Source organism: Silvania confinis, assembly GCF_025564085.1.
GTDB lineage: Bacteria > Pseudomonadota > Gammaproteobacteria > Enterobacterales > Enterobacteriaceae > Enterobacter > Enterobacter confinis.
The window spans coordinates 1-12,777 of sequence record NZ_JAMGZJ010000056.1; the positions used below are offsets into that span (position 1 = coordinate 1).

The 12,777-nt window shown below is 59.5% G+C and carries 9 protein-coding genes; all 9 read left to right on the plus strand.

Annotated features, from left to right (window positions below; all coding sequences use genetic code 11):
- Window positions 1–392: 392 nt before the first annotated feature.
- Entirely contained in the window at window positions 393–2,195 is a 1,803-nt protein-coding gene (gene atzF / locus M8013_RS00310) for an allophanate hydrolase (protein ID WP_271265844.1), read from the plus strand.
- Window positions 2,188–5,805, plus strand: a complete 3,618-nt coding sequence (gene uca, locus M8013_RS00315; RefSeq protein ID WP_271265845.1) for an urea carboxylase — start codon at window positions 2,188–2,190, stop codon at window positions 5,803–5,805. The genes atzF and uca overlap by 8 nt, the downstream gene beginning before the upstream one ends.
- A 3-nt stretch (window positions 5,806–5,808) precedes the next feature.
- Complete coding sequence (locus M8013_RS00320; RefSeq protein WP_271265846.1) at window positions 5,809–6,516, plus strand: GntR family transcriptional regulator; 708 nt, start codon at window positions 5,809–5,811, stop codon at window positions 6,514–6,516.
- A gap of 65 nt (window positions 6,517–6,581) precedes the next feature.
- On the plus strand, window positions 6,582–7,853 hold the full coding sequence (urtA, locus tag M8013_RS00325; RefSeq protein ID WP_271265847.1) for an urea ABC transporter substrate-binding protein: 1,272 nt from the start codon (window positions 6,582–6,584) through the stop codon (window positions 7,851–7,853).
- A 76-nt stretch (window positions 7,854–7,929) separates the two neighbouring features.
- A complete protein-coding gene (urtB, locus tag M8013_RS00330) occupies window positions 7,930–9,504 on the plus strand; it encodes an urea ABC transporter permease subunit UrtB (RefSeq protein WP_271265848.1) in 1,575 nt (524 codons plus the stop codon).
- Window positions 9,504–10,580: an urea ABC transporter permease subunit UrtC gene (gene urtC, locus M8013_RS00335; RefSeq protein ID WP_271265849.1), complete on the plus strand. Its 1,077-nt coding sequence runs from the start codon at window positions 9,504–9,506 to the stop codon at window positions 10,578–10,580. Before urtB ends, urtC begins: the two co-directional genes overlap by 1 nt.
- Window positions 10,573–11,364, plus strand: coding sequence for an urea ABC transporter ATP-binding protein UrtD (gene urtD, locus M8013_RS00340; RefSeq protein ID WP_271265850.1), 792 nt, complete (start codon window positions 10,573–10,575; stop codon window positions 11,362–11,364). The genes urtC and urtD overlap by 8 nt, the downstream gene beginning before the upstream one ends.
- A 1-nt stretch (window position 11,365) precedes the next feature.
- Entirely contained in the window at window positions 11,366–12,064 is a 699-nt protein-coding gene (gene urtE, locus M8013_RS00345; RefSeq protein ID WP_271265851.1) for an urea ABC transporter ATP-binding subunit UrtE, read from the plus strand.
- 244 nt (window positions 12,065–12,308) lie between these two features.
- A complete protein-coding gene (locus M8013_RS00350) occupies window positions 12,309–12,461 on the plus strand; it encodes a Hok/Gef family protein (RefSeq protein WP_271265852.1) in 153 nt (50 codons plus the stop codon).
- Window positions 12,462–12,777 lie beyond the last annotated feature (316 nt).

The window sequence follows — 12,777 nt, forward strand, 5'->3', positions numbered from 1 at the left end:
GTGGTGGTACAGCACGAAAGTGGGGGTGATCGACCTGAAGAAAAAGTCGATCACCATGGGGAAAGGGTGTTAAAAAGTGTTCACCATGTCCCCGAACACCTGTTTACCATGTCCCCGGTCTGTACACCCTGAATGGAGAGGGAGTCGTCCGTGCCAATATTTTTTATAACCGTCTACTTATCGTAATAACTTATTATTCTGACGATGATTATTAATATTGGTATTTCCGATATTACACTGCACTGAAATAACGCCTTGATGTTCATAAATAGTGCAATATATAAATCATCGCGACGGATTTAAAAATATTTTGCATTTAAAACAGTGGCTTAAATATCTGGCATGCGCATTGCTAAATGAATTCCATCTTGTATACCAGCAGGAATTCAACAATGACGTTAATGACCGGAAAAACACTGGCCGCCTGGCAGCAGCATATTAAGCACAATAGCGATGACATTGCTGTCCTCTTAGAACAGCACCTTGCTGCATGGTCGAGTGACGATAACGCCTGGATTGCCATTGCCAGCCCGGCGCAGCTGCAGGCGCAGGTTGACGCATTACTGCCTCTTTACCGCACTAACCCTGATGCGTTGCCGTTATTCGGCATTCCCTTTGCGGTCAAAGACAATGTCGATGTGGCAGGCTGGCCGACTACCGCCGCCTGCCCGGCATTTGAATTTATTGCCGAACAGGATGCCACCGCAGTTGCCCGGCTGAAGGCGGCAGGCGCGATTATGGTCGGTAAAACCAATCTTGATCAGTTTGCCACGGGCCTGGTCGGGACGCGTTCCCCGTATGGCGCGGTGCCAAATACCTTTAACCCGGATTACGTCAGCGGCGGCTCCAGCTCGGGGTCGGCTTCGGTGGTGGCGCGCGGTCTGGTGCCGTTTGCCTTTGGCACCGACACCGCCGGGTCGGGCCGCGTACCCGCCGGGTTTAACAACATTGTTGGTCTCAAGCCCACCAAGGGCTGGCTCCCGGCAACAGGGGTGCTGCCCGCCTGTCGTCTCAATGACACGCTGTCGGTGTTCGCCCTGACGGTTGAGGATGCATTTTATATCGCCACGCTGGCGGGCGGTGCAGACAGCGCGGATGCTTACTCCCGCAGCAACCCGGCGACCGCGCCCGCCGCGATGCCGTCTGCGCCGGTGCTGGCTATTCCGTCTGAGCTGCGTTTCTTTGACGATGCGCAGGCACAGCAGGCCTGGGACCGCGCGCTGGATGCCCTGCGAGCCAGCGGTGCCACCCTCAAGCCGATTGATTTCTCGCCGTTTTACCAGCTTGCCGAGCAGCTGTACCAGGGCCCGTGGGTCGCCGAGCGCACCGCCGCCGTCGGTGAGATGCTGGCCCATCCGCAACAGATGGATCCCACCGTCTATACCATTATCGCGGCTGGGCTGAACTACAGCGCGGTGGATGCCTTCAACGCCGAATACCTGCGCGCCGAACTGGCGCAAAAAATCCAGCACGCCTTACGCGAAGTGGATGCGTTGGTGGTGCCCACTTCACCGACCATTCACACCCTCGACGAGATGAAGCAGGAGCCTGTGCGCTTCAACTCGCACTTTGGCACCTACACCAACTTCACCAACCTGGCCGATCTCAGTGCGCTGGCGTTGCCTGCGCCGTTCCGGGCGGACGGTCTGCCTGCGGGGATCACCCTGCTGGCTCCGGCGTGGCATGACCGGGCGCTGGCCGATTTTGGCCTGCGCTGGCAGCGACAGCTGGCGTTGCCGCTGGGGGCCACCGGGCAACCTTTCGATGCGGCCGCAGCCCGGCTGCCGGTTTCTGCTCATCACGTGCGGGTGGCGGTGGTCGGGGCGCACCTGCGTGGAATGCTGCTGAACGCCCAGCTCACCACTCGCCAGGCGGTGTTTGTCGAGGCCACCGAAACCGCCCCTTGCTACCGGCTGTACGCGCTGGCCAACACCCAGCCTGCCAAACCGGGCATTGCGCGTGATGCTTCAGGTGCGGCTGTGCTGGTGGAACTGTGGGATATCCCACTGGCGCGTTTCGGTGAGTTTGTGGCAGAAATTCCGGCCCCGCTGGGGATCGGCTCACTGGAGCTCTGCGACGGGCGCTGGGTGAAAGGGTTTATCTGTGAATCGGCGGCGCTGAACGAGGCCACCGACATTACTGAATTCAAAGGCTGGCGTCACTGGGTTGCCCGCCAGGAGACGCGCCATGTTTAACACCGTACTGATTGCTAATCGGGGCGAGATTGCCTGCCGCGCGATGCGCACCCTGAAGCGTCTGGGGATCACCAGCGTGGCGGTCTATTCCGATGCTGATAAAAATGCCGAGCACGTCAGACAGGCGGATATCGCCCTGCCGCTGGGGGGCGATAAAGCCAGCGACAGCTATCTCCGCATCGACAAAATTATCGCTGCGGCCCGGCAAAGCGGTGCCCAGGCCATCTGGCCGGGATACGGTTTTCTCTCTGAAAGCCTGGCCTTTGCCGACGCCTGCGACCAGGCCGGGATAGTCTTTATTGGCCCCACGGCGCAGCAGATTGGCGAGTTTGGTCTCAAGCATCGCGCCCGTGAGCTGGCCGCGCTGGCGGGCGTACCGATGACGCCGGGCACCGGGCTACTAAATTCGCTGGAAGAGGCGCTGGCCTCCGCAGAATTTATTGGCTATCCGGTGATGCTGAAAAGCACTGCGGGTGGCGGGGGGATCGGCCTGACGCGCTGCGCGGATGCCGAGGCCCTGACGCAAGCCTGGGAGAGCGTGCGTCGGCTGGGGGAACAATTTTTCAGCGATGCGGGGGTGTTTGTCGAGCGCTGCGTGGATCGAGCGCGACATATCGAAGTGCAGATTTTTGGCGACGGGAAAGGCACCGTGGTGGCGCTGGGCGAACGCGACTGTTCCCTGCAGCGCCGCAATCAGAAAGTGGTGGAAGAGACCCCGGCCCCCAATCTGCCCGCCAGCACCCGCGCCGCGCTGCTGGAAGCCGCTGTGCAGCTCGGGAAACAGGTCAACTACCGCAGCGCCGGGACGGTGGAGTTTATCTACGACGCCGCGCTGGATGCCTTTTACTTCCTCGAAGTGAACACCCGCCTGCAGGTGGAGCATCCGGTGACCGAATCCGTCACCGGGCTGGACCTGGTCGAGTGCATGCTGCGCGTGGCGGCACAGGAGCCCATCGACTGGGCGCGGCTGGCGCAGGCTCCGCAGGGGGCCGCCATTGAAGTGCGTATTTACGCGGAAAACCCGCTGAAAAATTTCCAGCCGAGCCCTGGCGTGTTAACCGAAGTGTGCTTTCCAGAGGATGTGCGCATCGACACCGGGGTGACCACCGGCAGCGAGGTCAGCGCCTTTTACGATCCGATGATCGCCAAACTGATTGTGCATGCACCAACCCGTGAAGCGGCGCTGGAAAAACTGCACACCGCGCTGAACGCCACGCGTCTGCACGGCATTACCACCAATCTGGATTACCTGCGTCAAATCACTGCCAGCGAAGCTTTCCAGAATGGCAGCGTCTGGACGCGCATGCTCGACAGCGTGGTCGCCACGTCGGCCGCGATCGAAGTGCTCCAGCCCGGCACCTGGAGCAGTGTCCAGGATTATCCGGGGCGTCTGGGCTATTGGGATATCGGCGTTCCACCTTCCGGGCCGATGGATGACTTTGCCTTCCGCCTGGCGAATCGCATCGTCGGCAACCACGAGTCGGCGGCGGGGCTGGAGTTCACCCTGCAGGGGCCGGTGCTGCAGTTTCACTCGGCGGCGCTGATTGCCCTGACCGGGGCGGATTGTCAGGCGATGCTTGACGGTGAACCGCTGCCGCTGTGGCAGCCGGTGACGGTGGCGGCCGGTCAGATCCTGACGCTGGGGCGCGCCACAAGCGGCTGTCGCGGCTACCTTGCGGTGCGCAATGGCCTCGATGTGCCGCAATATCTCGGCAGCCGGTCAACCTTTGCGCTGGGCCAGTTCGGCGGTCACGCCGGACGCACGCTGCGGGTGGCGGATCTGCTGCCGATCTCGAATCCGTCGCTTGTCGCCTGCACCACGCCTGCGCCGGTGAGTGAACCCAAAGCGCTCTCTGCTTCGCTTATTCCCACTTATGACGACATCTGGCGCATCGGGGTGTTATACGGACCCCACGGCGCACCGGACTTCTTCACTCAGGAAGCGATCGATACCTTTTTTGCCAGCGACTGGCAGGTACATTACAACTCCAACCGCCTCGGCGTGCGTCTGGTCGGGCCAAAACCAAGCTGGACCCGGCCAAACGGCGGTGAAGCGGGCCTGCACCCCTCCAACGTCCATGACTGTGAATACGCAATGGGGGCCATCAACTTTACCGGCGATTTCCCGGTGATCCTCACCCGGGATGGCCCGAGCCTCGGCGGATTTGTCTGCCCGGTGACGATTGCCAAAGCCGAGCTGTGGAAGGTGGGCCAGGTCAAACCCGGGGATCGGATCCGCTTTTATCCCATCAGCGTAGAAGATGCCGTGGCGCGTGAAAAAGCGCAGGAGCGCAGCATAGAGATGCTGCACAGCACGACGCTGGCGACGTTTGCCGTGCCTTCTCTGGCCGACCGGGACGGGGTTTCTGCCGCCGCGCTGGTCTCGTTACCGGCCACGCTCGCCGCACCCGCCATTGTCTACCGCCAGGCGGGGGACAACTACATCCTGATTGAATACGGCGATAACGTGCTGGATCTGGCCTTACGTCTGCGCGTCCATCTGCTGATGGAGCACCTGCGCACACTGGCACATCCGGGGATCAAAGAGCTCTCGCCGGGCGTGCGTTCCCTGCAGATCCGCTACGACAGCCTCGCCCTCAGCCAGCCCGCGCTGGTGGCGCTGCTGCTGGAGCTGGAAGCGCGGATTGGCGATGTCAGGACGCTGAAAGTCCCGTCCCGCATCGTCCATCTGCCGATGGCGTTCGAAGACAGCGCCACGCTGGATGCCGTCAGCCGCTACACCGACACCGTGCGGGCGAGTGCGCCGTGGCTGCCCAATAACGTGGATTTTATTCAGCGCATCAACGGCCTGCCGAGCCGCGAGGCGGTCAAAGAGACGATTTTTGACGCCAGCTACTTAATTCTTGGCCTCGGTGATGTCTATCTCGGCGCACCTTGCGCGGTACCGATTGACCCGCGCCACCGTCTGCTCAGCTCCAAGTACAACCCGGCGCGCACCTTTACCGCTGAAGGCACCGTGGGCATTGGCGGGATGTACATGTGCATTTACGGCATGGATTCACCGGGCGGGTATCAGCTGGTGGGGCGCACCTTACCGATCTGGAACAAGTTCCTCAAAAACGAACAGTTCAGCGCGGGCGAACCCTGGCTGCTGCATTTCTTTGACCAGGTGCGTTTCTACCCGGTCAGCGAAGAACAACTGACTCAACTGCGGGACGATTTCCGCGAAGGGCGCGCCACGGTGCGCATCGAGGAGACGGTGTTCGACTTCCCGGCGCATCTGCAGTTTTTGCAGGATAACGCCGAGGAGATTGCCCGTTTCCGCGAGCTTCAGTCCACCGCCTTTGAGGCCGAAGTGGAACGCTGGCAGCGCGACGATCTGCAGGCAGTAACAGAAATCCCCCCTCAGGCCGCCGAGGTCGTTATCGACGAAGAGGCCCTGCCGGTGACCGCCGACATGAACGGCAATATCTGGAAAGTGCTGGTGGAGCCGGGTACCGCGGTTGAGGCCGGGCAGACGCTGATTATCGTCGAAGCGATGAAAATGGAGCTGGCCATTACTGCGCCGCAGGCCGGAGTGGTGAAGCGCATCGGCTGCCAGCCCGGACGCCCGGTAAGCCCCGGCGACACCCTGCTGTGGCTGGAATAAGCGATGACAAAGGTGAACGACACAAACGGAAAAAAGCGCGCGGTGGGGCTGGCCGAGCGCATTTATCACGCGCTGAAAAACGACATTTTCGATTTTCGGCTGATGCCCGGCGCGCATTTCAGTGAAAACGAAATTTCTGAACGCATGGCGGCCAGTCGGACGCCGGTCCGGCAGGCGCTGTTCTGGCTCGAGCACGAAGGCTACGTGCAGGTCTATTCCCGCAGTGGCTGGCAGGTAAAACCGTTCGACTTTAGCTATTACGAAGCACTGTATGACTTTCGTATCGTGCTGGAAAGGGAAGCCGTGAAGCGCCTGTGTGCCATGCCGCCCGCAATCTGCTCTGGTCATCTGACGGAACTGGTCAGCTTCTGGATTGAGGCAGATCGCATGACGCCGGGTAAAGCTTTGTCGCGCCAGGATGAGGCCTTTCACACCACGCTGGTGCGGGCCTGCGGTAACGCGGAAATGGCACGGGTTCACGTGGAGTTAACCGAGAAAATGCGCATTATCCGCCATCTGGATTTCACCCGCGAGGACCGGGTCGAGGCGACCTATAACGAACACGCCCAGGTGTTAGAGGCGATCCTGAAACAGCAAACCGAGGAGGCGCAGCGCATTCTGACGGCACACATTTCCCAGAGTAAAGCCGAGGTCAGACAAATCACCTTACATCGGCTTCAGCAGGCCAGTTTACAACCCGTTTCACCTTAGTTGTGGTTCCTGCTCCACCGTGCGGTGGGGAAAATAATGTTTCACTCTCATTTAGGGGTTTTGTCATGAAAAGACGTTCTTTACTGAAAGCATTTACCCTGTCAGCCACCGTGGTCAGCATGGGCTTCTCGTTGCAGGTTTACGCCGCAGAGACCATTAAAGTGGGGATCATGCACTCCCTTTCCGGCACCATGGCGATCTCGGAATCGCCGCTGAAGGACATGGCGCTGATGACCATTGCCGAAATCAACGCCAAAGGCGGGGTGCTGGGCAAACAGCTGGAACCGGTAGTGGTGGATCCGGCCTCTAACTGGCCGCTGTTCGCGGAAAAAGCCCGCCAGCTGCTGACCCAGGATAAAGCCGCCGTGGTGTTTGGCTGCTGGACATCGGTCTCGCGCAAATCGGTGCTGCCGGTGTTCGAGGAGCTGAACGGTCTGCTGTTCTACCCGGTGCAGTATGAAGGCGAAGAGATGTCGCCGAACGTGTTCTACACCGGCGCGGCGCCTAACCAGCAGGCGATCCCGGCAGTGGAATACATGATGAGCGAAGACGGCGGCAGCGCGAAACGCTTCTTCCTGCTGGGCACCGACTACGTCTACCCGCGTACCACCAACAAAATCCTGCGCGCCTTCCTGCATGCGAAAGGCGTCCAGGACAAAGACATTGAAGAGGTCTACACCCCCTTTGGTTACAGCGATTACCAGACCATCGTCTCCAACATCAAAAAGTTCTCTGCCGGGGGCAAAACGGCGGTGATCTCCACCATCAACGGTGACTCTAACGTCCCGTTCTATAAAGAGCTGGCGAACCAGGGCATCAAAGCCACAGATGTGCCGGTTATCGCATTCTCCGTCGGGGAAGAAGAGCTGCGCGGGATCGACACCAAACCACTGGTTGGCCATCTGGCGGCGTGGAACTACTTTGAGTCGGTCACTAATCCGGTGAACACCAAATTTGTTGCTGATTACCGCGCGTATGCCAAAGCCCACAAGCTGCCGAACGCAGACTCCGTGGTCACTAACGATCCGATGGAAGCGACCTACGTTGGGATCCATATGTGGGCGCAGGCGGTCGAAAAAGCCGGCACCACCGACGTGGATAAAGTGCGGGCGGCAATGGCAGGCCAGACCTTCGTTGCGCCTGCGGGCTATACGCTGACCATGGATGCCACCAACCATCACTTACACAAACCGGTGATGATTGGTGAAATCGAAGGCAACGGCCAGTTCAACGTGGTGTGGAATACCGACCAGCCGATCCGCGCTCAGCCGTGGAGCCCGTACATCGCAGGCAACGATAAAAAACCGGAAACCCCGGTGATCACCGCCAGTAAATAAACCCAGCAAGCGACAGGGGCAGCATTGCTGCCCCTGTCAGCGGGTGAATGTTCCACCATCAAAAGACGCTGACACCATGAAAATACTCCCGGCTTTGGGCTTTCTTCTTTTCGGCTGGCTGCTGATGACCGCGTCGGCGCAGGCTGGCCCCGCAGCAGATTATGGCAAGGCCAACCGCACGCAGCAGGCTCAACTGCTACAGCAGTGGTCTGCCGCGCCCCAGGCATCGCGATTGCCCCTGCTGCAGGCGCTGAATAACGAAACGGTGGTTGCCGATCCCAGCGGTCAGCTCTTTATCGAACAGGGCGCTAAAGCGGTGGCGCTGGAAGGCGATGGCACGCCTACGGGCGCGATGAAAAAAGTGTTTATGAATAACCGCATTCGTGGCCTCGTGGCCAGTGCGCTGGCAACACATCAGCTGGTCAGCGAGGACGACAGTGTGCGCCTGCGGGCGGCGAAGACGTTGCAAAACAGCGCCCAGGCCGAACAACTGCCGTTCCTCAGCGCCCGGCTGGCGGCGGAGAAAAACGATGCAGTGCACAGCGCGCTGGCTATTGCGGTGGCGAACTTACAGCTTTCCGACAGCCGGGGCGACCTGCGCCTGCAGGCGGTCAAACTGCTGGGCGAAACCAGCGATCCGCAGGTGCAGGGCAGCCTGACGCGCCTGACGCAGTTGCAATATGAACCGGACGCCGCGGTGCGCGCCGCCGCCGCCGCGAGCCTTGAGCAGGTTCAGCAGCGTCTGAAATGGGGCGACTGGCTGGGGCAGGCGTTTAGCGGCATTTCGCTGGGCTCGATTTTACTGCTGGCGGCGCTGGGGCTGGCGATCACCTACGGCCTGCTGGGGGTGATCAACATGGCGCACGGCGAAATGCTGATGCTTGGCGCGTACGCCACCTGGCTGGTACAGGATCTGTTTCAGCGGATGGCCCCCGACTGGCTGGTGCTCTACCCGCTGGTAGCGCTGCCGGTGGCATTTTGTATTACCGCCAGCGTCGGGATGATCCTTGAGCGCACCATTATTCGCCATCTGTACGGTAGACCGCTGGAAACCTTGCTGGCGACCTGGGGGATCAGCCTGATGCTGATCCAACTGGTGCGGGTGCTGTTTGGCTCGCAAAACCTGGAGGTTGCTAATCCGGCCTGGCTCTCCGGCGGTTGGTCGGTCCTTCCGAACCTGGTGCTGCCGTATAACCGCATCGCAGTGATCGTGTTCGTCATCGGGGTATTGATCCTGACCTGGCTGCTGCTAAACAAAACCCGTCTGGGAATGAACGTGCGTGCGGTGACGCAAAACCGCCGGATGGCCGACTGCTGCGGCGTGCCGACCGGGCGGATCGACATGCTGGCCTTCGGGTTAGGGTCCGGTATTGCCGGGCTCGGCGGCGTGGCGCTGTCGCAGTTAGGCAACGTCGGCCCGGAACTGGGGCAGGGCTACATTATCGACTCCTTCCTCGTGGTGGTGACCGGCGGTGTCGGACAGTTGGCAGGAACGGTGGTGGCAGCGCTGGGGCTGGGGCTGCTCAACAAAGTACTGGAGCCGCAAATCGGCGCGGTGCTGGGCAAGATCGCCATTCTGATCCTGATTGTGCTGTTTATTCAAAAACGGCCGCAGGGCTTGTTTGCATTCAAAGGGCGGGTAATTGACTGATGAGCCAACCTATGACGTTGACGATGGTGCAACGCGCGCCGCGCCTGACTGGCGCCCTGGCCGCACTTATTCTGGCGGCGCTGCTGGTGCTGCCTTTTCTCGCCCTGCTGCCGGCCGCACATCCGCTGGCCATCTCTACCTATACGCTGACGCTGGCGGGTAAGATCCTCTGCTATGCGGTCGTTGCGGTGGCGCTGGATCTGGTGTGGGGCTACGCCGGACTACTGTCGCTGGGGCATGGGCTGTTCTTTGCCCTCGGCGGCTATGCGATGGGGATGTATCTGATGCGCCAGGCCTCCGGTGAGGGGTTGCCTGCGTTTATGTCCTTTCTTTCGTGGACGGAACTGCCGTGGTTTTGGGCGGGGACGCAGCATTTTGCCTGGGCGCTGTGCCTGATTATTCTGGTACCCGGCCTGCTGGCGCTGGTATTTGGCTACTTTGCCTTCCGCTCGCGCATTAAAGATGTCTACTTCTCAATCATGACACAGGCGCTGACCTACGCCGGGATGCTGCTGTTTTTCCGCAATGAAACCGGCTTTGGTGGCAACAACGGTTTTACCGGTTTTACCACCCTGCTGGGTTTTCCGGTGTCGGCAACCGGCACCCGCATCGCGCTATTTATGGCCACCGTGCTGCTGCTGGCGGGCTCGCTGGTGATTGGCGTGCTGCTTACTCGCAGCAAGTATGGCCGGGTATTGACCGCGGTGCGTGACGCCGAAAACCGCCTGATGTTCTGTGGCTACGATCCGAAAGGCTTCAAGCTGTTCGTCTGGACGCTCTCTGCTGTGCTCTGTGGGCTGGCGGGGGCGCTGTATGTGCCACTGGTGGGGATCATCAACCCCAGCGAAATGTCGCCGACCAACTCGATTGAAGCGGCAATCTGGGTAGCGCTCGGCGGGCGCGGATCGCTGATTGGCCCGATCCTCGGGGCGGGGATTGTCAACGGGGCCAAGAGTTGGTTCACCGTGGCCTTCCCGGATTTCTGGCTGTTTTTCCTTGGGCTGATGTTTATTCTCGTCACCCTTTTCCTGCCTCGTGGCGTGATTGGCCTGCTCAAACGGAGGAAGCATGACTGACTCACTGTTTACCCAGCCGCAGCTTCAGGACCGTTACCGGGACACCACCGATCCGGTGCTGCAGCTTGAAAATATTAACGTGACTTTTGACGCCTTTCGCGCCCTGACCAATCTCTCGTTATCCATTGGTGTGGGGGAGTTGCGCTGCATCATCGGGCCTAACGGTGCCGGGAAAACCACTCTGATGGACGTGATTACCGGTAAAACCCGCCCGGACAGCGGGAAGGTGACCTACGACCAGGATATTGACCTGATGGGGATGTCGCCGGTCGAAATTGCCCGGGCGGGGATCGGGCGCAAATTCCAGAAACCGACGGTATTTGAAGCCCTGAGCGTGATGGAGAATCTGGAAATCGCGCTTAAAACCGATAAGTCGGTGTGGGCCAGCCTGCGGGCAAAACTGAACGGCGAGCAGCGTGACCGTATTGATGAGGTCCTGCAGCTGTTGCGGCTGGGCGAGCATCGTTATCGCCCGTCGGGTCTGCTGTCGCACGGGCAAAAGCAGTTTCTTGAAATCGGCATGCTGCTGGTGCAGGAGCCGCATTTGCTGCTGCTGGATGAACCCGCCGCCGGGCTGACTGATGCGGAAACAGACTACATTGCGGAGCTTTTTCGCACCCTGGCCGGGAAACACTCCCTGATGGTGGTGGAACATGACATGGGGTTTGTGGAAACCATTGCCGATCATGTCACCGTCCTGCATCAGGGGCAGGTGTTAGCCGAGGGCTCACTGCGCGACGTGCAGGCCAATGAGCAGGTTATCGACGTTTATCTGGGGCGCTAACATGTTACAGGTTAAAGAGTTAAACCAGTATTACGGCGGGAGCCATATTCTGCGTGGCTTATCGTTCGACGTCCCGCCGGGCGAAATCACCTGCCTGCTCGGGCGTAACGGCGTGGGTAAAACCACCTTGCTAAAATGCCTGATGGGGGTAATTCCGGCGAAGTCGGGCACCGTTCACTGGCAGGGAAAACGGATTAATACCAGCAAGCCGCACCAGCGTGTGCAGCAGGGGATCGCCTATGTTCCGCAGGGCAGGGAGATTTTCCCGCGGCTGACGGTGGAAGAGAATCTGCTGATGGGGCTGTCGCGTTTTAGTGGCCGCCAGGCAAAAAGCGTACCGGAAGAAATTTATGATCTGTTTCCGGTGCTGCGCGACATGAAGCTGCGGCGGGGAGGGGACCTGTCCGGTGGGCAACAGCAGCAGCTGGCGATTGGCCGGGCGCTGGCCTGTAAACCGCAGCTGCTGATTCTGGATGAACCCACCGAAGGTATTCAGCCGTCGGTCATCAAGGAGATTGGCGCGGTGATCCGGGGACTGGCTAACCGTGGCGATATGGCGATTTTGCTGGTGGAGCAGTTTTATGATTTTGCCGCCGAGCTTGCCGACCAGTATCTGGTGATGTCACGCGGGACGATTATTCAGCGTGGTCGCGGTGACGAGATGGAGGCGCAGGGCGTCCGACATCTGGTGGCGATTTAACACATTTATGGCGAATCTAAACGTATTCCGAAAGCGCATTTTTGCTGGTTAAATTTACAGTGAAAAGGCGATTATTTGCGCGGCGCGAGGGTAATATGACGGCGGGTGCCTGATGCTTTCTGAGCTCAGGCAGGATGGGTAGGTCAGAAAGCAAAAGCCCCGGAGATGTTTCCATCAACCGGGGCTACCATCCCAAACCTGAACAATTTGGATGGTAGCCTCTTCTTAGCAAGGAGGCAATGACATGCTTAACAAGTACGCCTTTGGGGCGATCCTGGTACTGGGTTTAACTGTGCTGGGCGTCACGTTTCTGGTTCGCGAGCAACTGTGCGAACTGAGTTTTAAGGAGCGTGATGTGGAAATGAAAGCTGTTCTCGCTTACGAAACGAAGAAGTAGCGGTACGCGGGGAGCAATCCCCCCTTATCTGAATTGTTGGTTTGGTGCAGGCACCCGTTTTTTTGCCCCGTCTGGTGATGAGCCCGGCGGGGCATTTTCATTTTTACACCGGGAATCTAAACGTATTCCGAAAGCGAGTTTGCGCTGGTTAAATATCCAGCTTAAAGGCGATTTTTTGCGCGGCGTGAAGGTAATATGACGGCGGGTGCCTGATGCTTTCTGAGCGCAGGCTGGTGTGGTAGGTCAGAAAGCAAAAGCCCCGGAGATGTTTCCATCAACCGGGGCTACCACACCAAACCTCAACAATTTGGATGGT

Excerpts from the sequence above, each read along its gene's own strand:
- urtB (WP_271265848.1), top strand. The coding sequence starts at position 7,930 with ATGAAAATACTCCCGGCTTTGGGCTTTCTTCTTTTCGGCTGGCTGCTG.
- M8013_RS00320 (WP_271265846.1), top strand. The coding sequence starts at position 5,809 with ATGACAAAGGTGAACGACACAAACGGAAAAAAGCGCGCGGTGGGGCTG.
- urtA (WP_271265847.1), top strand. The coding sequence starts at position 6,582 with ATGAAAAGACGTTCTTTACTGAAAGCATTTACCCTGTCAGCCACCGTG.
- urtE (WP_271265851.1), top strand. The coding sequence starts at position 11,366 with ATGTTACAGGTTAAAGAGTTAAACCAGTATTACGGCGGGAGCCATATT.
- atzF (WP_271265844.1), top strand. The coding sequence starts at position 393 with ATGACGTTAATGACCGGAAAAACACTGGCCGCCTGGCAGCAGCATATT.
- uca (WP_271265845.1), top strand. The coding sequence starts at position 2,188 with ATGTTTAACACCGTACTGATTGCTAATCGGGGCGAGATTGCCTGCCGC.
- M8013_RS00350 (WP_271265852.1), top strand. The coding sequence starts at position 12,309 with ATGCTTAACAAGTACGCCTTTGGGGCGATCCTGGTACTGGGTTTAACT.
- urtC (WP_271265849.1), top strand. The coding sequence starts at position 9,504 with ATGAGCCAACCTATGACGTTGACGATGGTGCAACGCGCGCCGCGCCTG.
- urtD (WP_271265850.1), top strand. The coding sequence starts at position 10,573 with ATGACTGACTCACTGTTTACCCAGCCGCAGCTTCAGGACCGTTACCGG.